Annotated in this window: 18 protein-coding genes and 1 riboswitch; of the genes, 12 read left to right on the top strand and 6 right to left on the bottom strand. The window is 64.7% G+C overall.

The window, feature by feature from the left end; all coding sequences use genetic code 11:
- Nucleotides 1-133: 133 nt before the first annotated feature.
- The 7 genes from BXE_RS30825 to BXE_RS30800 all read left to right on the top strand — a co-directional run bounded on the left by BXE_RS30825 (nucleotide 134) and on the right by BXE_RS30800 (nucleotide 7,082).
- Nucleotides 134-1,276, top strand: coding sequence for a metallophosphoesterase family protein (locus BXE_RS30825; RefSeq protein ID WP_011492040.1), 1,143 nt, complete (start codon nucleotides 134-136; stop codon nucleotides 1,274-1,276).
- Nucleotides 1,273-3,897, top strand: coding sequence for an AAA family ATPase (locus BXE_RS30820; RefSeq protein ID WP_011492039.1), 2,625 nt, complete (start codon nucleotides 1,273-1,275; stop codon nucleotides 3,895-3,897). Before BXE_RS30825 ends, BXE_RS30820 begins: the two co-directional genes overlap by 4 nt.
- Nucleotides 3,898-4,172: 275 nt before the next feature.
- Entirely contained in the window at nucleotides 4,173-4,649 is a 477-nt protein-coding gene (locus BXE_RS30815) for an Hcp family type VI secretion system effector (RefSeq protein ID WP_011492038.1), read from the top strand.
- 19 nt (nucleotides 4,650-4,668) lie between these two features.
- Nucleotides 4,669-5,151 carry a DUF2778 domain-containing protein gene (locus tag BXE_RS44685; RefSeq protein ID WP_007177446.1) on the top strand — a complete coding sequence of 161 codons (483 nt, stop codon included), beginning with the start codon at nucleotides 4,669-4,671 and terminating at the stop codon, nucleotides 5,149-5,151.
- On the top strand, nucleotides 5,148-5,765 hold the full coding sequence (locus tag BXE_RS30810) for a hypothetical protein (RefSeq protein WP_011492036.1): 618 nt from the start codon (nucleotides 5,148-5,150) through the stop codon (nucleotides 5,763-5,765). The genes BXE_RS44685 and BXE_RS30810 overlap by 4 nt, the downstream gene beginning before the upstream one ends.
- A 25-nt stretch (nucleotides 5,766-5,790) precedes the next feature.
- Nucleotides 5,791-6,402: a hypothetical protein gene (locus tag BXE_RS30805; protein WP_011492035.1), complete on the top strand. Its 612-nt coding sequence runs from the start codon at nucleotides 5,791-5,793 to the stop codon at nucleotides 6,400-6,402.
- Nucleotides 6,403-6,470: 68 nt separating this feature from the next.
- On the top strand, nucleotides 6,471-7,082 hold the full coding sequence (locus tag BXE_RS30800; RefSeq protein WP_011492034.1) for a hypothetical protein: 612 nt from the start codon (nucleotides 6,471-6,473) through the stop codon (nucleotides 7,080-7,082).
- 11 nt (nucleotides 7,083-7,093) lie between these two features.
- On the opposite strand, the gene cobJ is transcribed toward BXE_RS30800, so the two are convergent.
- From cobJ to BXE_RS30780, 4 genes are read right to left on the bottom strand one after another with little or no spacing between them, the layout of a single operon-like run.
- The gene (cobJ, locus tag BXE_RS30795; RefSeq protein ID WP_040124656.1) at nucleotides 7,094-8,899 is read right to left on the bottom strand and encodes a precorrin-3B C(17)-methyltransferase; all 1,806 of its coding nucleotides are present in this window, start codon (nucleotides 8,897-8,899) and stop codon (nucleotides 7,094-7,096) included.
- Nucleotides 8,896-9,627, bottom strand: coding sequence for a precorrin-2 C(20)-methyltransferase (locus BXE_RS30790; protein WP_007177442.1), 732 nt, complete (start codon nucleotides 9,625-9,627; stop codon nucleotides 8,896-8,898). Before BXE_RS30790 ends, cobJ begins: the two co-directional genes overlap by 4 nt.
- A complete protein-coding gene (locus tag BXE_RS30785) occupies nucleotides 9,628-10,254 on the bottom strand; it encodes a precorrin-8X methylmutase (RefSeq protein ID WP_011492032.1) in 627 nt (208 codons plus the stop codon).
- Nucleotides 10,247-11,752 carry an oxidoreductase gene (locus BXE_RS30780; RefSeq protein WP_407668644.1) on the bottom strand — a complete coding sequence of 502 codons (1,506 nt, stop codon included), beginning with the start codon at nucleotides 11,750-11,752 and terminating at the stop codon, nucleotides 10,247-10,249. Before BXE_RS30780 ends, BXE_RS30785 begins: the two co-directional genes overlap by 8 nt.
- A gap of 52 nt (nucleotides 11,753-11,804) precedes the next feature.
- Nucleotides 11,805-11,985, bottom strand: a riboswitch (cobalamin riboswitch).
- A gap of 84 nt (nucleotides 11,986-12,069) precedes the next feature.
- Between BXE_RS30780 and BXE_RS30775 the strand changes: the two genes are divergently transcribed.
- From BXE_RS30775 to cobM, 4 genes are read left to right on the top strand one after another with little or no spacing between them, the layout of a single operon-like run.
- Complete coding sequence (locus BXE_RS30775; protein ID WP_011492030.1) at nucleotides 12,070-13,467, top strand: bifunctional cobalt-precorrin-7 (C(5))-methyltransferase/cobalt-precorrin-6B (C(15))-methyltransferase; 1,398 nt, start codon at nucleotides 12,070-12,072, stop codon at nucleotides 13,465-13,467.
- Nucleotides 13,467-14,585 (top strand): cobalt-precorrin-5B (C(1))-methyltransferase, encoded by a 1,119-nt coding sequence (locus tag BXE_RS30770; protein ID WP_011492029.1) that lies wholly within the window; start codon nucleotides 13,467-13,469, stop codon nucleotides 14,583-14,585. Before BXE_RS30775 ends, BXE_RS30770 begins: the two co-directional genes overlap by 1 nt.
- Nucleotides 14,586-14,587: 2 nt before the next feature.
- Nucleotides 14,588-15,310, top strand: a complete 723-nt coding sequence (locus BXE_RS30765) for a cobalt-precorrin-6A reductase (RefSeq protein ID WP_040125305.1) — start codon at nucleotides 14,588-14,590, stop codon at nucleotides 15,308-15,310.
- A gap of 58 nt (nucleotides 15,311-15,368) precedes the next feature.
- Nucleotides 15,369-16,094, top strand: a complete 726-nt coding sequence (gene cobM, locus BXE_RS30760; protein ID WP_011492027.1) for a precorrin-4 C(11)-methyltransferase — start codon at nucleotides 15,369-15,371, stop codon at nucleotides 16,092-16,094.
- An 84-nt stretch (nucleotides 16,095-16,178) separates the two neighbouring features.
- Here cobM and metE read toward each other — a convergent pair whose 3' ends face one another.
- On the bottom strand, nucleotides 16,179-18,473 hold the full coding sequence (metE, locus tag BXE_RS30755) for a 5-methyltetrahydropteroyltriglutamate--homocysteine S-methyltransferase (protein WP_011492026.1): 2,295 nt from the start codon (nucleotides 18,471-18,473) through the stop codon (nucleotides 16,179-16,181).
- Between the two features lie 135 nt (nucleotides 18,474-18,608).
- Between metE and BXE_RS30750 the strand changes: the two genes are divergently transcribed.
- Nucleotides 18,609-19,541 carry a LysR family transcriptional regulator gene (locus tag BXE_RS30750; RefSeq protein ID WP_011492025.1) on the top strand — a complete coding sequence of 311 codons (933 nt, stop codon included), beginning with the start codon at nucleotides 18,609-18,611 and terminating at the stop codon, nucleotides 19,539-19,541.
- A gap of 86 nt (nucleotides 19,542-19,627) precedes the next feature.
- Here BXE_RS30750 and BXE_RS30745 read toward each other — a convergent pair whose 3' ends face one another.
- Nucleotides 19,628-21,121, bottom strand: a complete 1,494-nt coding sequence (locus BXE_RS30745; RefSeq protein WP_040124659.1) for an MDR family MFS transporter — start codon at nucleotides 21,119-21,121, stop codon at nucleotides 19,628-19,630.
- Between the last annotated feature and the right edge of the window lie 47 nt (nucleotides 21,122-21,168).

The raw sequence follows: 21,168 nt of genomic DNA, 5'->3' as shown, positions 1-21,168 counted from the left end.
TGTAGCGCCGCCCGCCCGCCATTGTGGCAACCGCCCGGGACTATCTTTGCCGCGCCGGCACGGTAACATCTGCGGTTAGACTGCGCGGGCTTGCCCGCCGAGGCAGATTGCAACTGAACGGAATGGAGGCACAGTGATCAGGTTTCTGCACACCGCGGACTGGCAGATAGGCACGCAATTCGGCCAGTTCGAACCGGACGAGGCGGCGCACCTTGCCGAAGCGCGCTTCGAGACCGTGCGCCGGATCGCCGGAGAAGCCGCCGCACGCAAGGTCGACGCCGTGCTCGTGGCCGGCGACGTATTCGATCTGCAAACCGTCTCGGACACGGTAATCCGCCGTCTGTTCGGTGCGCTGCAAGGCTTCACCGGGCCGTGGATCATGTTGCCGGGCAATCACGACGCCGCGCTCGTCGAGAGCGTCTGGACGCGTGCCCAGCGCCTGAACTGCATCGCGCCGAATGTGCGCGTGGTGCTCGAACCCGGCGTGGTGCTGCTCGACGCCTGCCGTTGCGCGCTGCTGTGCGCGCCGCTTACGCAGCGCATCACGTATGACGACACCACCGGGTTCTTCGATACCACGGAGACGCCGGCCGGCTATCACCGCGTCGGACTCGCGCACGGCAGTGTGAGCGGCATTCTGCAGGAAGGCATCGACTCGTCCAATCCGATCGCGCCCACGCGTGCCGCGAGCGCGCGGCTGGACTATCTGGCGCTCGGCGACTGGCACGGCCATCTGCGCGTCGACGAGCGCACCTGGTACGCCGGCACTCATGAGCAGGACCGTTTCCGCGCCAACGATCCGGGCTTCATGCTCGACGTCACGCTGCGGGAGCCGGGCGCGCCGCCGGAGGTCGAGCCGGTGCGGGTCGGGCAATATCAATGGCATCGCTGGGACGAAACCATTGCCGTGCCGACCGATGTGGATTCGCTCAAGGCGCGTCTTGCCAAGTTGGGTAGCCACGACGTGCTGCGCGTCACCGTCGGCGGTACGGCGGCGCTCGCCGACGCGGAAGCGATCCACGTCGCGGTGGAAGAAGCCCGCGCCCGTGTGCGGGCCTTGCGCGTCGACCTGAGCGGCCTGCAAGTGCTGCCCACCGCCGACGATCTCGCCGAACTCGGCGCGCAAAGCGGTTATCTCGCGAAAGTGGTGGCGCGTCTGCGCGGCTTGCAGGAAGATCCGCAGTCCGACCCGCAGGCGGTCAGGCGCGCGGCGGAGGCGTTGTTGCTGCTGGCGCGTTTTCAACGTGAATTGCCGCGCGAAGCGAGGTCCGCATGAAGCTGCAAAGTATCGCCATCCAGGAGTTCAAACAGTTCACCGGACGGCTCGTCATCGACGATCTGCAGCCCGGTCTCAATCTTTTCGTCGGTCCGAACGAGGCCGGCAAAAGTACCATTGCCGAAGCCGTGCGCGCCGTGTTTCTCGAACGCTACAAGGCCTCGCATCTGAAAGACCTGCTGCCGTGGGGCAAGGCGAGCGGGCAGCCGTCGGTCGAAGTGAGCTTCGATCTGGACGGCACGCCGTGCCGCCTGTCGAAGCAGTTCGTCACGCGCCAGCGCTGCGAGTTGAAGATCGGCCAGAGCGTCTTCGGCGAAGATGAAGCCGAAGACAAGCTCGCGTCATTGCTCGGTTTTTCGCGCGCCGCGCGTGGGCCGTTGAAGGCCGAGAACGCGGGCGTTCCCGGCTTGTTGTGGGTGCAGCAAGGCGGCACGCAGGAAATGCGCGACTCCACCGGCCACGCGGCGCAGTATCTGCGCGATGCGTTGACGCAACTTTCGGGCGGCAGCGAATCGGCTGGTGAAGACGCGCTGATCGCGGCCGTGCAGCGCGAACTGCGGCAACTGCTCACCGCGCGCACGCAGAAGTCTACCGGGCCGCTTGCCGAAGCCGAACAGACACTCGCGCGGCTGATCGAAGAGCGCGATGAACTGGAACAGCAGCGTCGGCAGTTCGAGGAGAACATTGCGCGTCTCGCCGCGCAGCAGGAAGCATTCGACGACACGCAGCGCAAGCGCCCCTGGGAGCTTCACGAGCAGAAGGCCTTGCAGGCGCAATTACGCGCCGATGCCGCAGCGGAGCTCGAACGCAGCCTGCAAGGGCTTGCGCAAGCGCTGAAGGCGAGCGAAGCCGAACTGGCGCTGCCATTGCAGCAGGAGCAGAACGCGCTCGAACTGGAAGCGGCCGTCGCGCGCGAGCGGCAGCAACTCGACGCGCTGCGGGCGAGCGTCGCGGCGGTGCAGGCCGAGCATGCGCAGGCCGCGGCCAGTGTGGCGCAATTCGAGCAGGCTTTCGCCGATGCGAACCGCGCGCTCGAACTGGCCAACGCGGCGGTGACCGCGGCCGATCTGCGCAGCCAGATTGGGCTCTATCGCGCCGAGAGCGAGCGGCTCGAAGCGTCGATCGCGGCGGCCGGCACGGCGAACGACGCCATGCTCGAAGCCGCGCGCGAGGCGGCCACGCTCGAAATCGACGAGGCGAAACTGAAACGGCTTGCCGCGCTCAGCGGCGAATTGAGCGTGCTGCGCGCGCGCACCGAAGCCGCGATGACGCGCATCGAATACCGCCTGAACGGCGCGATGACCGTCGACGATGAAACGGTGAGCGGCGAAGGCGTGCTGCGTCTGGATGGCGAGAAGCGGATCGGCCTCGGCACGCTCGGCGAATTGCGGGTGGTGCCGGGCGTCTCCGATCTGCCGGCGCGACTGTCCGAACTCGCGTCGCTCGAAGCCCGGCATGCGCAGTTGTTGCAGGCGCTCGGCGTGGCGTCGCTCGGCGAGGGCGAGTCGAGGCACGAGCAGTGGAAGGCGCTGGTCGCCCAGCAGAAAAGCCAGGCGAAGATTCTCGAAGTGCATGCGCCGCAGGGCATCGAGGCGTTGCGCGCGGCGTCGGCCACGGCGGCGGCGCGCATGCAGGCGGCCAATGAGCGGCTCGCGGGGCTGCCCGACGTATCCACTGCCGCGCCGCTCGACGACGCGCGCCGCAACGCGGAGATCGCACGCGATGCGTTGGAGGCTGCGCGAAAAGTATTGACGCAGGCGGCCGATAAAAAATCCACCGGCATGGCGAATGAGGAAGCGCTCGCGGCTCAGTTGCAGCGCAAGGAAGCGCAATTGAGCGACGAAGCATTCTGCCGGAACCGCGCGCTGTGGCAGACGAAAATCGTCGAGCAACGCGTGCAGGTCGAGGCGTTGCGCAAACAGCGCGAAGGACGCGAACGCGAACTGGAAGCGGCCCGCCTCGACGATCCGGCGGCCGAGGCGAAGCGCTATCGCGCGTCCGCGGAACTCGCGCGCAGCGAGCAGAACGAACGGCAGGTGCGGATCGCGGGATTGCGCAGTCAACTGGAGACGGTCGGCGCGTCGGGGCTCGGCGAGCGTCTCGCGGCGCTCGAAGCCAGGGTCGAGCAGGCCACGCGGCGCAAGGACGAACTCAGCTTGCGCGCGAGCGCACTGAGCCTGCTCGACGAAGTGCTGGTCGACGAACGCGACGCCGCGGTGGCGCAGTTGCGCGCGCCTTTGACCGAACGGCTCGGCCATTATCTGAAGCGGATTTTCCCGCAGTCGACAATCGCGCTCGGCGACGATTTGAGTCCCGCTACGCTGGATCGCTATGGCCGCGCGGACACGCTCGACGCGCTGAGCTTCGGCACGCGCGAACAACTCGGCATCCTGACGCGGCTTGCGTACGCGGATCTGCTGAAGGCGTCGGGCCGGCCGACCTTGCTCATGCTCGACGACGCGGCCGTGCATACCGATGCCGCGCGGCGCGATGCGATCAAGCGCGCATTGATCGATGCGGCCACGCGGCATCAGATCCTGGTGTTCACCTGCCACCCGGAACTGTGGGACGACCTCGGCGTGAGGCAGCGGGCGATCGAGGATCTGAAGGTGGCCGCTTAGGCGCCGGGCCGCGTGAGCGCACTGTCAGGGATGCATGAGCCAGAGGCCGCATGAATCGAATTCCGACATGCGGCCGATGAATCTACGCAATTTCACGCGAATTTGCGGAAATATCGCATCTCCAACGATCGATATTTCCCCGAGACTAGCGATTCGAGTCTTTGCCGCGGTCATGGCCTTCTATCGAAAGTAGTTCACTCTGCTCGTATCGAATGCCTGTGCATGCCCGCGTGACGACCATCTGAACAGAGTCGCAAACGTCACGGGGATGGTTAATGGTGCAGGACACTTTTATCAAGATTGGCGGTATCGACGGCGAGTCGCAGGACGTTTCGCACCTGAACGAAATCGATGTAATCGGTTGGCGCTGGAAGGTGTCGCAGCAAGCAGCCATGATGTCGGGTTCCGGTGGTGGGGCCGGCAAGGCTACGGTTTCGGATCTGGAATTCACGCATCAGTTGGATCGTGCCAGTCCGAATCTGACCAGATATTGCTTCACGGGCAAGCATATCGACCAGGCGAAGCTGACCGTGCGCAAAGCCGGGGGACTGCCATTCGAATACCTGAAGATCACGATGTACGACGTGGTCATTACTCAGGTCGAACCGATCGGGGGCGGCGAGGTGTGCCACGAAGAGGTGTGTCTTTCTTTTTCGACGATGAAGCAAGAGTACTTCGTGCAGAACGCGCTGGGGGGAAGCGGCGGTGCGGTGACCGCCACGCTGTATATCAAGAACAACACTACAAATTGACAGGGCAGGGGCAGAGGAAATGCCGGTCAAGTGTACTTTTGTTCTTAATAGGGAGGTCACCTCTTTTTTCATTTGCGACGGAACGGTGTCGGTCGCTGCGTTTTCTGGAACCGATCGGGGCCGGGATAATCCCGATGATACGGCTGTCGAAAATGTTGGGCCGATCCCGAAAGGGACCTATTATCTTGTCGATCGTCAGTCAGGCGGTTACATGGGTTTGATATACGACTGGTGGAATGCACAAGGCGTTAGCTCTACCGACCGCCGAAAGTGGTTCATGCTCTGGAATCCTGCAACGGGGGATACGACCAACATCAATGGCATCAAGCGCGGTAACTTCCGGCTGCATCCAGTCGGGCGCATTGGGCTGAGTCACGGATGTATCACGGTTGCGAACCCTAAAGAATTCGAACTACTTGAAAAATACATTCGTTCGCGAGGACAGACCTTACCCGTACCGGGGTCAACTTTGCGAGCCTATGGAACCGTTGACGTGAAATGAACAAGCGCCTCGTCATCAGCATTTCGACCTACACCGCTTTGATAGTGATATCCGTGATTGCTGGTTTGCGGACCACGTATCTTGTCGACATGCTCCCAATGGAAATGCCGGAGAGCGTGGAAGCATTTATCCGATTCTGGCTGTCATGCACCGGCACTGAATATCTGGGAAATCCCGACGATATGGAAGTGCTTGCGTTACTACTCTATTGGGCGGTCGCCACATTGCTGATTGCGGTGGCATTAATTGGATTCAAACGGTGGCTGCCTGGTTATCTCGTTGCCAGAAAAAGTGGTGAAGCGATACCCAGGATGCCTTTGTCCGTAACGCTCGTAGCATCTTTATTTGCGCTTCTCGTCATTAGCAATATCGGTTGGCAACTGGCGAGCCCGCTTACGAGATACCCACTTCATATACCGGGTCCAGTCAAGGCGGTAGTCAGATTCTACCTATCGGCTACAGGTCGAGGCGCCCGTTCAGATCTCGATGAGAATCTGATTTTGTACGTCATGGACCTTTATTGGGCGATCGCTACTCTGTGCATCGGCGTACCTGTCGTTCTTTGCTGTCTGGCGATACGTCGGTTCATGCGCAGAAAAATCAATCAGCCTTGAGAGGCGATGGAACCGTTGACGTGAAATGAACAAGCGCCTGATCATCAGCATCTCGATTTACACCGCTTTGATCGTGGTATCGGCGATTGAAGGTTGGCGCTCGACGTATCTTATCGACATGCTCCCAATGGGAATGCCAGAGAACGTGGAAGCCTTTATCCGATTCTGGCTATCCTGCACCGGTACTGAATATCTGGACAATCCTGACGATATGGCAGTGCTTGCGTTGCTGCTCTACTGGTTGATCGTCACCCTGATTTTTGCGCTCGCACTGCTTGGATTCAAACGGTGGCTGTCTCGCTATCTCAGCGCAAGGACAACCGGTGAACCGAGTCCGAGGTTACCTGTGTTGGTAACGCTTGTTATGTCGTTACTTGCATTTGTCGTCAGTTGTGATCTTGGCTGGTACCTTTCGCTTCTGTTCGCGAGATATACAGTTGATATCCCCATGCCTGTCAAAGCCGTCATTAGATCCTATCGGTCAGTCACAGACCAAGGCGGCGGATCAGGTCTCGATGACGACATGACGTATTTCGCTATCGAACTTTATTGGGTCATAACAACGCTGTTTGTCGCCACGCTTATCTTTTTAGCTTGCGTTGCCGTGCGCAGGTCGCTGCGGAAGAAAACCTCATAGCCCACACTACTCATTCATGCCAGCACGGCGGATAAACCCACTTACCTCGGCGGCGCGGACGAAGTGAAATGATAAGAAAATACGCGCTGACGGCATTTTGCATCGTTGTGCATCTTGTAGGCTCCCTGGTTGGCGGATGGTATATAACGTGTCTCTTCACGCTATTGCCTATGGAAATGCCGCTTTCTGTCGAAAGATCCATTCGGTTTGCACTGTCAACTACGGGCAACAATGATCTGGCAAATCCTGACGATATGGAAATGCTTGCATTGGTGCTCTACTGGGCGATTGCCACGTTGCTGACTGCGGTAGTACTGATTGGGTTCAAACGATGGATCTCCCGCCTCATCATTGCGAGGAAGAGCGCTGAGGCGATTCCCAAACTGCCTTGGCCTGTCACACTTGCTGCGTCTCTGCTTGCGCTTGTCGTTATTAGCTTTCTCGGTTGGCAACTGGCGAGCCCGCTTACGAGATACCCACTTCATATACCGGGTCCAGTCAAGGCGGTAGTCAGATTCTACCTATCGGCTACAGGTCGAGGCGCCCGTTCAGATCTCGATGAGAATCTGATCTTGTACGTCATGGACCTTTATTGGGCGATCGCCACTCTGTGCATCGGCGTACCTGTCGTTCTTTGCTGCCTGGCGATACGTCGGTTTATGCGCAGAAAAACCTCATAGTCCACACCCACTCACTCATACCACCGCGGCGTATAAACCCACTCACCCCCTTCATCCCCATTGCCGAACCGCCGCGTCGTGGACGACCCCACGATCACCATCGTGCGCATATCCACATCGGACGAGCGCAATTCGCCTAGCGTGATCGTCCGCAGCGTGCTGCCGGGTCGACCAATGTCCCGGCCCAGCACCACCTGCGTCTGCGCACCCCGATATTCCCGCACAATGTCCAACGCTTTATCCAGTTGCCAGGGCCGCGCGCGCGAAATCGGGTTATAGAACGCCATCACCAGGTCCGCTTCGGCCGCATGCATAAGGCGCTTTTCGATGATCGCCCAAGGCTTCAGATTGTCGGATAGCGACAGCATGCAAAAATCATGACCCAACGGCGCACCCGCTCGCGCCGCCGTCGCCATCGCCGCCGATACGCCGGGCAAGATTTCCAGTTCAACCGCTGCCCAGTCCGTGTTCTGCGATGCCTCTAACACTTCGAGCACCGCCGACGCCATCGCGAAAACGCCGGGATCGCCTGAGGACACCATCACCACGGCGCGTCCTTCGCTCGCCAGTTCGAACGCGTGCCGCGCGCGCTGCAGTTCCTCGCGATTGTCCGTGCCGTGCACGCGCTGGTCGGCGCGCAACGGGCCGGCCATTTTCACGTAGGTGTCGTAGCCGAGGATATCGGTGGCGAGGTTCAGCGCCGTGCGCGCGGCAGGCACCATCAGATCGGCGCTGCCGGGGCCGAGGCCGATCACGGTCAGACGTCCGCGCGCACGGCCGATCGTGTCCGGATCGACGGCGAGCGGTGCCAATGCCAGCGCGACGCCAGCCGTCGCATCGTTATGCAGCGTCTCGTATGGAATGCGTAGCGCGGCATGCAGCAGATTAGCCGGCGGTTCGCCATCTTCGGGACGCGTCGGCGCGAAGCGTAGCGGCACGTTCAGATTCGCGGCGGCTTCGGCAAGCGCCGGATCGGTCATGTGTTCAGAGGAAGCGAGCAATGCCGCGAGCGAAAGCGGCGCGAGACCATGCGCGTCCAGTGCGTCACGCACGCGGGCCACAATCTGCGCACCGGCACCGGCACCGGCACCGGCACCCGCACCCGCACCCGCACCCGCACCCGCACCCGCACCCGCACCCGCACCCGCACCCGCACCCGCACCCGCACCCGCACCCGCACCCGTCACCGCTGCCACCACGCTGCGTGGATGAATCACCAGCTCATCCTCGCGTCCGTCCCACACACGCGGCGTCACGCGAATCGCCAGACGCGCCGACGCGGAGCGCGGCAGTTGCGCGCCGTCGAGCCACGGCGCTTCGCCTTCGACACGTGTGCTTTCACCAGCCAGCAAATCCGACACGAAGCGTTTGCCTTGCCCGATATCGGCGAGCGTATAACCATCGGGTGGATTGAGCACGCAGGTGCCGAAACGCAATTCGCCGCTCGTGGTGATGGCGGCCGGCACGGCTAGCATTGCGGCAATCTCGCGCGCCATCACGTTGACGCCGGCAAGACCGCCGAGCAGCGGCACGACTGCGCTGCCGTCTTCGGCGACGGCCAGCACCGGCGGCTCGACGCCCTTGTTCGACAACGACGGCGCGACACAGCGAATCACGATGCCCGTCGCGCACAACGCCACGATCGGCGTGCCGCGCGCATACAGCTCCCGCAAATGCGCCCCGAGTTCGCGGTACGGCACATCTGCCTCGACGCGTCCCTGCAACCCATGCACCTGGCTATCCGCATACAGCGCCTGAATGCGACGCGCCGTCGCCAACGCGCCTGCGCCGAGAATCACAATCGCGGGCGCGGTCATCCTTGCCATTTTTGCCCCGGCACGACGAGCAACGAAAAATACGGCGACGCCATCGGATCCACGTCGGCGAGCGGCACGATGCGCTGATTGCCCATCGTCGCGCGTTCGACATAGAGCGCGCGCTCCGCGAGGCCGAGCTCGCCCAGCACGCGCCGCACCTTGTCGAAGTTGCGGCCGAGCTTCATCACCACGGCGGCGTCGGCATCGGCCAGACGCCGGCGCAATTCGTCTTCGGGCAGCACGCCCGAGAGCACCGACAGACTCTGATTGCGATACACGAGCGGCGAACCGAGCACCGCCGCGCCGCCGAGCATCGCGCACACGCCGGGCACGACTTCGCTCTCGTAGCGCGCCGCAAGCCGGTCGTGCAGATACATGTACGAGCCGTAGAAGAACGGATCGCCTTCGCAGATCACGGCGACGTCGCGGCCCGCGTCGAGATGAGCGGCGACGACTTCCGCGGCGGTGTCATAGAAATCGGCGATGATCGCTTCGTATGACAGCGGCGGTTCGAGCGCTTCGGTGGTGACGGGATAGACGAGCGGCAGATGCTGCTGCGCGTCGTGCAAATGCGCCTCGATAATGCTGAACGCGTTGCCTTTCTTGCCCTTCGCGACGAAGTACGCGACTACCGCTGCCGACTTCAGCAAACGCAGCGCTTTCAGCGTGATGAGTTCCGGATCGCCGGGGCCGACGCCGAGTCCGAACAAACGTCCTTGCGCCGTCATTTATTCGACCTCCGTTGCGAGCGCGTTCACGGCGGCCGCCGCCATCGCGCTGCCGCCGCGCCGGCCATGCACCACCACGTAGGGCACGCCGCGACTGTCTTCGGCAAGCATGGCTTTCGATTCGGCGGCGCCGACAAAGCCCACGGGAAAGCCGAGTATGAGCGCCGGTTTGGGCGCGCCGGCGTCGAGCATATCGAGCAGATGAAACAGTGCGGTTGGTGCATTGCCGATCACGACGACGCTGCCCGCCAGATGCGGCCGCCACAATTCGAGCGCGGCCGCGGAGCGCGTATTGCCGAGTTCGCGCGCGAGCGGCGGCACGTCCGGATGCGCGAGCGTGCAGATGACTTCGTTGTTCGCCGGCAGCCGGGTACGCGTGATGCCCTGCGCGACCATGCCGGCATCGCACAGAATCGGCGCGCCTCGCGCGAGCGCCGAGCGGCCGGCCGGGCCGGCGCCTTCGGAGAACCGCAGATCGTCGATCACATCGACCATGCCGCACGCGTGGATCACGCGCACCGCGAGTTTTTCGAGGTCGGCGGGAATGCGCGACAAGTCGGCTTCCGCGCGGATCGTCGCGAAGGATTGGCGATAGATCTCCTGACCGTCGCGAATGTAATCAAGCATTGGTGTTACTCCGGGCCAGGCGGTCGAGCATGTCGGCAGCCTGGTCGATCGTCAGTTGGCGCGCGACGCATTCGCCGAAGCCGGGCCGGCCGTCGTGTCGATCGCGTCGATAAAGGTCGTAGAGGCCGGGCGCCGCGGCCAGCAGCGTGTACGGCGCGCAATGGGCGGCGGCGCACGAACGCGGGCAGCCGCTCAGATGCGCTTCGACGCCGGCCGGCAGGCGCCGGGCGAGGCGCAGCGCGTCGGTCTTGGTGTCGGCGAGGCTTTTCGCGCAGCCGCTCGATCCCGCGCACGCGATCAGACGGGTGATGGCTTGCGCGGGATCGCAGGCGAGATCGAGCGCGTTCAGGCCGGACAGCACAGGCGGGACGGCGTGCGTTGCGATATCGGGCAGCAGCACGCTTTGCCACGGTGTGACGCGCAGCGTGCCGTCGCCGTGCTGTTGCGAAAGCGCGGCGAGGGCGTGCAGGGTGTCGGCGTCGAGGCGGCCTGAAGCGGGTTGGCCGCCTACGTGCCAGGTTCCCGGTTGACGTTGAGCGTGAGCGCCGAGGCGCAGGCCGGCGTCGGCTGGCGTGCTGCGATGCCAGTCGGCTGGCGACACGTTTCGTGTCAGCGGGAAATCGACATACTGTTGAGCGTGATGCAATAGCGCGTGGGCGGAATGCAGGGTTAGCAGATGACGCATGCGTGTGGTGTCGGCTGCGGCGAGGTCGAGGAACGTGAGCAGCAGTGCGCGTACCAGTGCCGACGCTTGCGAGGGGAGTATCGCGGCTAACGGGCCTGTGCCGTTTGCGTGGGACTGTTCCGTCGTGATGTGGTCGCTTTGCGTTGGCGAGCCGGAAAACGCAGCCGCACTCGCATTCGCAGCCGCACTCGCACTCGCACTCGCAGGCGGACAACCTGCCAGGCCGAATACGAAGCGCACGCCGTCCGTCTCTCGCGACGCCGCCAGCCAGACATCGTGCGGATGATCCACTCTCGCGAGCCGTTCGCCTCCGTCCAGCAGCAGCGCGAATTTCGGCGACAGCGCCGCGAAACGCGCTTCGCTTTGCAGCATCGCAAGCAGAGCGGCGCACAGCGGGCGGGTGTCGAGCAGGGCCGATGGATCGCGTCCGGCGGCGGGGCTGATCATCACGTTGCGCACGTCGTCGGCTGCGATCGACGTCGGCCCAAGACCGGCACCGACGAGCGCCGCGATCAACACCGCTTCCTCGCCACGCTTCACCCCGCGCACCTGCACGTTCGCACGATTGGTCAGCTCGATCACCCCGGCCGCATGCCGCGCGCTGGCCTCGGCGATCGCCCGCGCCTGCGCCGCGCTCAACTCACCGCCGGGCAGCTTGATGCGGCAAATCCCGCCGTCGCGCGCGGCGACGATGCGCAGTAGCCCCGGACACGCCGAAGGCCGCGGCGTCGGGGCCGCGTCGGACAAAACGGGGGAAGGCGTTGCTTGATTCAAGACGGACACCGGTTTAGCGTCGCGCGACGGCCCGAGCATGCGGTGAGGCGGGCATGGCTGCGGCATCGGTACACCCCGCCCGATGTAGGCTGGCACGAACAGTCTCGCCGGCAGGTCTCCTGGCTGGCAGGTCATGGTCCGCTGCGGCCTTCCCGGTCGAACCAGTGGCGTGAAGCGCAGGCGGACTCGCTGCATACAGTTGCGGGGGCAGCCACAGTGGCACTGTGTTCCCTCTTCGGCCCCGAAGGGCAACCGGCGGCTGTATTATGCCTTTTTTCGAACAGCACAACGAGGCTGGGCGCTTTGATCGGCGCGGCACAGCGCATTATTTGAAGACACAGAATGAGGATGGATGCATGCCGGCCTGGCTGACGGTGGTGGGCATTGGCGACGACGGCTTCGCCGGTTTGGGGCGTGCCGCGCGGCGTGCTTTGCTGGAAGCGTCGGTGGTCTACGGCGGCGAACGCCATCTGGCCATGTTGCCCGCGCGGCTCGCCGCGCGCCGTGCCGCGTGGCCGCGTCCGTTCGATCTTGCGCCTTTGCTGGCCGAGCGCAGCGGCGCGGTGTGCGTGCTGGCGAGCGGCGACCCGATGCTGTTCGGCGTGGGCGCGACGCTCGCGCGGCAGTTGCCGGCGGGCGAGTTGCGGGTGCTGCCCGCGCCGTCGTCGTTGTCGCTGGCGGCCGCGCGCCTCGGCTGGCCGTTGCAGGACGTCGCGACGGTGTCGCTGGTGGGCCGCCCGTTGCCCACGCTGAACGCGCATCTGCACGACGGCGCGCGCGTCTTCGTGCTGAGCGCGGACGGGCGCACGCCCGCGGCGCTCGCGGAATTGCTGAACGCACGCGGATTCGGGGCGACCCGCATGAGCGTGCTGGAACATCTGGGCGGCGAGTTGGAGCGGCGCATCGACGGCCGCGCGGATCAGTGGTCCGGGGGTGAGGTGGCCGCGCTGAATCTGGTCGCGCTCGATTGCCGCGCCACCGAAGGCGCGCCACGTCTGCCGCTGACCTGCGGTTTGCCCGACGACGCGTTTCGCCACGACGGCCAGCTGACCAAACGCGATGTGCGCGCCATCACGCTCGCGCGCCTCGCGCCGGCGCCCGGCGAACTGCTGTGGGACGTGGGCGCGGGCAGCGGCTCGATCGGCATCGAATGGATGCGCGCGCATCCAACCTGCCGTGCGATCGCTATTGAAGGACATGCCGAGCGTCAGCGTTTCATCGAACACAATCGCGATGCGTTGGGTGTGCCGGGCCTGCAACTCGTCGCGGGCCGCGCGCCGGCTGCGCTGCGGGGGTTGCCGGTGCCGGATGCCGTGTTCATCGGCGGCGGCGCGACGGTGCCGGGCGTGCTGGAGGCGTGCTGGGCGAGTCTGCGCGAAGGCGGGCGACTGGTTGCCAACGCGGTCACGCTGCAGGGCGAAGCGGCGCTGGCCGCATGGCGCGAACGGCACGGCGGTACGTTGACGCGGATCGCGCTCGCCGATGCACAACCGCTCGGCGGTTTCGACACGTGGCGGCAGGCGTTGCCGATCACGCTGCTGGATGTGACGAAGCCGGCCGGCGGGGGTGCCATGAACGCCGCTAACATCATTGACACGATCGACGGCACGAACAGCGTGAGCAGCACGAACCCCGCGAACGCCACGAACGCCACCAACGCCACCAACGCCACCAACGCCACGAGTGTCAGGAATCCCGCGAACGCCGCCAGTGTCACGAACCCCGCCGTTGCCGACTCACAGCACGAACCCTGATGCGCGAAGAAACGCCCGAACAACCCGCGCCGCTGCGTAGCGGTTACACGACCGGCAGTTGCGCCACCGCGACGTCGCTGGCGGCGGCGCGTCTGTTGCTCACGGGCGTGGCCAGCGACGTCGCGGAGATCGTGTTGCCCAAGGGCCAGCACGTGCCGATGCCGCTGGTGTTCTGCCGCCTGATCGACAACGGCAACGACAACGACAATAGCAGCGACGCCGGCGCAGAAGCCGGCACCATCAAGGACGCCGGCGACGATCCCGACGTCACGCACGGCGCGGTGGTATTCGCCCGCGTGCGCCTCGTCGCCGCGCCGGGCGTGACGTTTCGCGCGGGGCCGGGTGTCGGCACGGTGACACGCGCGGGACTGACGCTGGCGGTTGGCGAACCGGCGATCAACCCGGTACCGCGCAAAATGATGACCGACCACCTGGCCGAACTCGCGGCCGAGCAGGCATATGGCGGCGGCTTCGAAGTGACCATCGGCGTGGAAGGCGGCGAAGCGCTCGCGCTGAAAACCATGAACCCGCGCCTGGGCATTCTCGGCGGCCTGTCGATTCTCGGCACCACCGGCATCGTGCGGCCGTTCTCGTGCTCGGCGTATATCGCGTCGATCCATCAGGGTATCGACGTCGCGCGCGCGAACGGCTACACGCATCTGGCGGCCTGCACCGGCAACGCCAGTGAAGATGCGATGCGCGCGCATTACGGCCTGCCGGACATCGCGCTGATCGAAATGGGCGACTTCGTCGGCGCGGTGCTCAAGCATATGAAGCGCGCGCCGGTCGAGCGCCTGAGCATATGCGGCGGTTTCGGCAAACTCAGCAAGCTGGCGGCGGGGCATCTCGACCTGCATAGCCGCAATTCGAGCATCGATCTCGAACAGCTCGCGCAATGGGCGGCTGAATACGGCGCCGACACCGCGCTTCAGGCGGCGATCCGCGCGGCCAATACGAGTCAGCAGGCGGTTGCATTGGCGCGCGCGCAACAGGTGCCGCTCGGCGATATCGTCTGCCGGCATGCGCTGGCGGTGGCGCGCGCTATCGTGCCGCCGCAGGTGAACGTGGAAATGTTCGCGACCGACCGCCAGGGCAATCTGATTGGAGCCGCGCAATGAAAATGAAGCGGATTCTGCTGCTCGGCGGCACTGGCGACGCGTTGCGGATCGCGCGGCAACTCGGTGCCGGGCACGTGTACAGTCTCGCCGGTCTCGGCAAGGTGCCGGACGATCTGCCGTGCACGGTGCGAGTGGGCGGCTTTGGCGGCAGCGAGGGCATGGCGCGTTACATCGAAAGCGAAGGCATTGGCCTCGTGATCGACGCGACGCATCCGTATGCCGCGCAAATCAGCGCGAATGCAGCGCGGGCGAGCCGCGCGGCGCGTGTGCCGTATTGGGCGCTGCGCCGCCCGGCCTGGCAGCCGCAAGCCTGCGACGATTGGCGCAAGGTCGGCGACTGGACCGAGCTCACGGATGCGCTTGCGCCGTTCAGAAAGCCGCTTTTCACGCTCGGCCGCGAACCGCTCGCGCATCTCGACGAGATTCCGCCGCATCAGTTCTGGACCGTGCGTTGTCTCGATGCCCACGAAGACACGCCGCGCGCACGGATACTCGCGGCGCGCGGCCCGTTCACGCTCGAAGGCGAGCGCGCGCTGTTCGCGCTGCAAGCCTTCGACGTGGTGGTCAGTAAAAACAGCGGCGGCAACGCGACCGAAGCAAAACTCGAAGTCGCGCGTGAACGCCGTTTGCCGGTCGTGATGCTGCGCCGTCCTGAGCTGCCAGCGGCGGATCGGGAATTCGAAGGCGTCGCCGACCTGCTCGAGGCGCTGCAAGCGGCAGATTGAGCGTGCGCCCGCGTCGCACATGCGGGCCATGTCGACCCAACGAATCATGGAGTAGTGAATGACGGTGTTTTTTATCGGCGCGGGTCCTGGCGACCCGGAACTGATCACGGTGAAAGGGCAGCGGCTCGTGCGCAGTTGTCCGGTGATCCTGTACGCGGGCTCCCTCGTGCCGGCCGCGGTGCTCGAAGGTCATGCAGCCGTGCAGGTGGTGAACACCGCCGAACTCGACCTCGATCAGATCATCGCGTTGCTCGAAGCCGCGCACCTCAAAGGGCAGGACGTGGCGCGCGTGCATTCGGGCGATCCGTCCTTGTATGGCGCGATCGGCGAGCAGATCCGCAGACTGCGCGAGCTGAAGATTCCCTACGAGATCGTGCCGGGCGTTACCGCCACGGCGGCCTGCGCGGCGGCGCTGGGTTGCGAACTCACGCTGCCCGATATCTCGCAGACGCTGATTCTCACGCGCTTCGCGAGCAAGACCAGCATGCCCGAAGGCGAACAGCTCGCCGACCTCGCGCGTCATCGCGCGACGATGGCGATTCACCTCGGCGTGCGGCATCTTGCGCGTATTGTCGATGAATTGCGGCCGCATTACGGCGGCGCCTGTCCGATCGCGGTGATCTATCGCGCGAGCTGGCCGGACGAGGAGAAGCTCACCGGCACGCTCGATGATATCGTCGGCAAGGTGCAGTCCAGTTCCATCGAGCGGACCGCGCTGATTCTGGTCGGCCAGGTGCTCGCCGCGGAAGGTTTCGCGGATTCGACGCTGTACGCGAAAGATTGAACCCGCCTGCATGAAAAAGCCCCTTCGCGCGGCACGATATGGCGCGTTAAGGGGCTTTCGACGCTGGTTCAATGGCCGATCACATTACGCGGTCAACTCGTCCGCCTGTCTCGCCGCCAGCTTCGCGCGCAATGCCTTGGCAGCCCGCACCATGTTCGCGAGCGCTGCCTCCGTTTCCGGCCAGCCGCGCGTCTTCAACCCGCAATCCGGATTGACCCACAGGCGCTCGGCCGGAATCACTTCGCACGCGCGTTCCAGCAGACGCTGCATCGCGTCCGCGCCCGGCACGCGCGGCGAGTGGATATCGTAGACGCCCGGGCCGATTTCGTTCGGATACGCGAAGGCGCCGAAGCCGTCGAGCAGTTCCATCGCCGAGCGCGAGGTCTCGATGGTGATTACGTCGGCATCCATCGCGGCGATCGACGGCAGAATGTCGTTGAACTCCGAATAACACATGTGCGTATGAATCTGCGTTTGATCGGCGACGCCCGCTGCCGAAATGCGGAACGCGCGCGTGGCCCATTCCAGATACGCGGCCCAGTCCGCGCGACGCAGCGGCAAGCCTTCGCGGAAAGCCGGCTCGTCGATCTGGATGATGCGAATGCCGGCCTTTTCCAGATCCACGACCTCGTCGCGGATCGCGAGCGCGAGTTGCAGCGCGGTGGTCGAGCGCGGCTGGTCGTCGCGCACGAACGACCATTGCAGCATCGTCACCGGGCCGGTCAGCATGCCTTTCATCAGGCGCTGCGTGAGCGATTGCGCGTAACGCGTGGTCTCGACCGTCATCGGTTCGGGCCGGTAGACATCGCCGTAGATGATCGGCGGTTTCACGCAGCGCGAGCCGTAACTCTGCACCCAGCCGTTTTCCGTGAACGCATAGCCCCACAACTGTTCGCCGAAATATTCGACCATGTCGTTGCGCTCGGCTTCGCCATGCACCAGCACGTCGAGCCCGAGCTCTTCCTGTTTGCGCACGGCGATTTCGATCTCGGTGCGCATGCGCTGCAGATAGTCGAGTGCGCGCAGTTCACCACGTTTGTAGGCGGCGCGCGCCTGGCGGATCGCCGCCGTTTGCGGGAACGAGCCGATCGTGGTGGTCGGCAGGAGCGGCAGGCCGAGCGCTTCGCGCTGCAGACGGTTGCGTTCGGCAAACGGGCTTTGCCGTTCCGCCATCGCGCTGCTCACTGCAGCTACGCGTTTTTGCACGAGCGCGTTGACTACCGCGCTGGAGCGGCGGCGTGCTTCGAGCGCGCGGTCGGTGGCGGCGAGCGCCGGTTCGGCCGCGGCGGGATCGCGCAACGCGAGGGCGAGCGTGGCGACTTCAGCGAGTTTTTCGGTGGCGAACGCGAGCCAGGATTTCAGATCGGCGTCGAGTTTTTTCTCGGCGTCGAGCGAGACCGGCACGTGCAGCAGCGAGCACGACGGTGCGATCCACAAGCGCTCGCCGAATTCCGCCTGCAAGCTCTGCAGCGACTCGACGATCTCGCCGAGATCCGCGCGCCAGATATTGCGGCCGTCGATCACACCGGCCGACAGCACCGCGTGCGCAGGCAACGCCGCGCGCCATGCGTCGAGCTGCTGCGGGGCACGCACGAGGTCGAGATGCACACCGGCAACGGGCAGCGCGGCTACACGCGGCGCGTGCTCCGCCGCGCTTTCGAAATACGTGGCGAGCAGCACCTTCACGCCCGACGTGCCGAGCACCTCATACGCGGCGGAAAACGCGTCGAGCCATTCCGCGGGCAAATCCACGCACAAGGCCGGCTCGTCGAGCTGCACCCATTCGATGCCGCTCTGCCTGAGCTTGTCGAGCAGACGGGCGTAGCGGATCACGAGCTTCGGCAGCAGCGACAAACGGTCGAACCCGGCAACATGGCTCTTGGACAGCCACAGATAAGTGATCGGCCCGATCAGCACCGGCTTGACCGGCAGATTCAGCGCGAGCGCTTCGTCGATCTCCTCGAACAACCACTCCACGCCGCCGTCGAAACTCGTCTGCGGTCCCAGTTCGGGGACGAGGTAGTGATAGTTCGTGTCGAACCATTTGGTCATTTCCATGGCCGGCTGCGCCGCGTTGCCGCGCGCAAGCTCGTAGTACTCGGCGAGCGACAGCGTCTTCGGTTCGAAGCCGAAACGCTGCGGCAAGGCGCCGAGCAGCGCGCTCAGATTGAGCATCTGGTCGTAGTAGGCGAAATCGCCGACGGTGACGAAATCCAGTCCGGCGTCCTGTTGCAATTGCCAGTGACGCGCGCGCAATTCGCGCGCGACGCCACGCAGATGCGGCTCGCCGGATTCGCCGCGCCAGAACGATTCCTGCGCGAATTTCAGTTCGCGCTGCGCGCCGATGCGGGGAAAGCCGGGAATGTGCGTGCGGGCCATGTGAAGTCCTGTTGTGCGTTGTATGAATTGGCGCCCAGTGTGAAAGTCGCGCTATGATTCATCAAGCGACATGTTTTCACCAATGTATGAGCCAGATTCATATCTACACTTTTCCGTTCAACGCTAGGCCATTCCATGCTTGAGCTTCGCCACCTGCGTTCGCTGATCGCCATTGCCGATTCGGGCAAGCTGGTGGCCGCCGCAGAGCGCGTGCATCTGAGCCAGTCCGCGCTGTCGCACCAGATCCGCGATATCGAGGCGCACTACGAGGTGTCGCTCTTCGAGCGCACCAGACAGGGTCTGCGTTTCACGGCCGCCGGCGAGCGGCTGCTGGCGCTCGGCCGCGAGACGATCGCGGCGGTGAGCGCGGCGGAGCGCGACCTCGTGCGGCTGAAGGGCGACACGCGCGGCGAGTTGCGCATCGTGCTGGAATGCCATACCTGTTTCGACTGGCTGATGCCGGTCATGGACGAGTTCCGCCGCCGCTGGCCGGAAGTCGAAGTGGATCTCGTCGCCGGTTTCCACGCGGACCCGCTGCGTCTGCTGAGCGACGGCAAGGCGGACGTGGTGATCGGCTCGCAACCGGCCAGGCGGCGCAACCTGCATGTCGCACCGCTGTTCCGCTTCGAGATTCTGGTGGTGATGGCCAACGAGCACCGGCTGCGCAACAAGCGCCGCGTGGTGGCGGACGATCTGCGCGACGAGACGCTGATCACCTATCCGGTGCCCGAGGCGCGCATCGATCTGATCCGCGAAGTGCTGGAGCCGGCCGGCATCAAGCTCGAGCGGCGCACGGCGGAACTGACCATCGCCGTCATGCAACTGGTGGCGAGCCGCCGCGGGATCGCGGCGCTGCCGAACTGGGGCGTGAAGAACTACGTCGATCACGATTACGTGCTGGCCAAACGGGTCGGCACGCAGGGGCTGTGGAGCGAGTTGTACGCGGTGGCCGCCAAGGGTTTTGCGAGCCGGCCTTATTTCGACGATTTCGTCACGATCGTGCGCGATACCTGCGCGGCGCAACTGGATGGCATCGAGTTGCTGACGGCGCAAGGCGAGGCGGGCTGACGACTGCCTGCCCGCTTCGGCGCCGGGTTACCCATCCGATCCGGACGGGAATGCGCTGGAGCCGTGAGCCGCCGCCCGCCGCGCCGTCAGTCCTCGATCGGCGACAGCGTTTCGAGCGGTATTGTCTTTCCGGTCCCGAGGCTGATCGCGGGCACGAGCGCCATGAGCACGACCGTGAAGATGCCGATGACGAAGATCGAGAGAAACGTCAGGTGCAGCGACTGATGCAGCACCATGCGGATCACGTCGCCGTCGCCGGGACTGGTGGCCTGATTCTGCAGCAACGCCCTCAACTGATCCGACGTGACCACGGCGACGCCCTTCGAGTGGCTGAGTCCGAAATTGAGCACCGCGCCGAACAGTGTCGCGCCCAGCGTGCTGCCGAGATTGCGCGAGAAAAGATTCGACGCGGTGGCGCTGCCGCGTTCGTCCATTCTGACGATCTCCTGAATCAGCACCAGCGAACTGACGCTCGACGTGCCCATGCCGAAGCCCATGATGAGCGAACCGAACGCGGCGACGAGCGGCGAGCCGCCGGGCGACAGAAACAGCAACAGCACCGCGCCGATGGGAATGAACGCGCTGCCGCCAATCAGAATGCGCCGCAAGCCGAAGCGGTGGAACGACTTCGCCGCGAACGTGGCGCCGGCCGGCCAGCCCACCATCATCATGGTCAGCGCCAGGCCGGCGATCACCGGCGAGCGATGCAGCACGCCCTGCACGTACATGGGCAGAAACGTGGTGGCGCCCATCAGGATCATGCCGGCAAGCAGGGTCGCGCCATTGCATGCGGCAATCGGCCGGCGGCCCCACAGCGCGAAGGAGATCATCGGCTCGGCCGCGCGGCGCTCCTGCCAGACGAACGCCACCATGCACAACACGAAGGCGCCGCTCGCGAGCGACGCACGCGCGACCTCGTCGTCGCCCGCATAGGTCAGCGCCATCATGAGCGCGGCGATCGCCGCCATGAAGAGCGTTGCGCCGCCGAAATCGATCGACGGGCGCGCATGCCGTTCCGATTCGCGCAGGAACGCGATGAAGCCCGCCGCGGAGGCGAGCCCGATCGGCACGTTCATCCAGAAGATCCATGCCCACGACATGTTGTGAATGATGAAGCCGCCGACCATCGGACCCACCACCGCCGAAATGGCCCATACGCTCGCGAGGTAGCCTTGCACCTTGCCGCGTTCGTGTGCGGGATAGAGATCGGCGACGATGGTCAGCGTGACCGGCTGGATCGCACCCGCGCCGACGCCCTGAATCAGGCGGAACGCGATCATTGCCGGCATCGACCAGGCGAAGCCGGCCAGCACCGAGCCGATCAGAAAGATCGCGATGCCGGCCAGCATGACCGGCTTGCGGCCATACAGATCGGCGAGCTTGCCGAAGACCACGGTCATCGCGGTCTGCGTGAGCAGGAACGACGAGAAGACCCAGCTGTACAGATGCAGGTCGCCGAGTTGCGCGACGATCTGGGGCATGGCGGTGGAAACGATGGTGGCTTCGATGGCGACCATCGCCATAGACGCCATGACGGCGGCAATGACCAGAGGACGCGACGATTGCGGGTTGCGGGACATGAGCGGGGAGTGGGTATCAGGATATAAGGCACGTCGGGCAGCGTGGC

The sequence above is a fragment of the Paraburkholderia xenovorans LB400 genome (assembly GCF_000013645.1).
GTDB classification, from domain to species: Bacteria; Pseudomonadota; Gammaproteobacteria; order Burkholderiales; family Burkholderiaceae; genus Paraburkholderia; species Paraburkholderia xenovorans.
This window is presented reverse-complemented; position numbering and strand designations above follow the sequence as displayed.

Excerpts from the sequence above, each read along its gene's own strand:
- BXE_RS30805 (WP_011492035.1), top strand. The coding sequence starts at position 5,791 with ATGAACAAGCGCCTGATCATCAGCATCTCGATTTACACCGCTTTGATC.
- BXE_RS44685 (WP_007177446.1), top strand. The coding sequence starts at position 4,669 with ATGCCGGTCAAGTGTACTTTTGTTCTTAATAGGGAGGTCACCTCTTTT.
- metE (WP_011492026.1), bottom strand. The coding sequence starts at position 18,473 with ATGGCCCGCACGCACATTCCCGGCTTTCCCCGCATCGGCGCGCAGCGC.
- cobM (WP_011492027.1), top strand. The coding sequence starts at position 15,369 with ATGACGGTGTTTTTTATCGGCGCGGGTCCTGGCGACCCGGAACTGATC.
- BXE_RS30800 (WP_011492034.1), top strand. The coding sequence starts at position 6,471 with ATGATAAGAAAATACGCGCTGACGGCATTTTGCATCGTTGTGCATCTT.
- BXE_RS30765 (WP_040125305.1), top strand. The coding sequence starts at position 14,588 with ATGAAGCGGATTCTGCTGCTCGGCGGCACTGGCGACGCGTTGCGGATC.
- cobJ (WP_040124656.1), bottom strand. The coding sequence starts at position 8,899 with ATGACCGCGCCCGCGATTGTGATTCTCGGCGCAGGCGCGTTGGCGACG.
- BXE_RS30770 (WP_011492029.1), top strand. The coding sequence starts at position 13,467 with ATGCGCGAAGAAACGCCCGAACAACCCGCGCCGCTGCGTAGCGGTTAC.
- BXE_RS30810 (WP_011492036.1), top strand. The coding sequence starts at position 5,148 with ATGAACAAGCGCCTCGTCATCAGCATTTCGACCTACACCGCTTTGATA.
- BXE_RS30820 (WP_011492039.1), top strand. The coding sequence starts at position 1,273 with ATGAAGCTGCAAAGTATCGCCATCCAGGAGTTCAAACAGTTCACCGGA.
- BXE_RS30815 (WP_011492038.1), top strand. The coding sequence starts at position 4,173 with ATGGTGCAGGACACTTTTATCAAGATTGGCGGTATCGACGGCGAGTCG.
- BXE_RS30780 (WP_407668644.1), bottom strand. The coding sequence starts at position 11,752 with ATGCTCGGGCCGTCGCGCGACGCTAAACCGGTGTCCGTCTTGAATCAA.
- BXE_RS30790 (WP_007177442.1), bottom strand. The coding sequence starts at position 9,627 with ATGACGGCGCAAGGACGTTTGTTCGGACTCGGCGTCGGCCCCGGCGAT.
- BXE_RS30745 (WP_040124659.1), bottom strand. The coding sequence starts at position 21,121 with ATGTCCCGCAACCCGCAATCGTCGCGTCCTCTGGTCATTGCCGCCGTC.
- BXE_RS30785 (WP_011492032.1), bottom strand. The coding sequence starts at position 10,254 with ATGCTTGATTACATTCGCGACGGTCAGGAGATCTATCGCCAATCCTTC.
- BXE_RS30750 (WP_011492025.1), top strand. The coding sequence starts at position 18,609 with ATGCTTGAGCTTCGCCACCTGCGTTCGCTGATCGCCATTGCCGATTCG.
- BXE_RS30775 (WP_011492030.1), top strand. The coding sequence starts at position 12,070 with ATGCCGGCCTGGCTGACGGTGGTGGGCATTGGCGACGACGGCTTCGCC.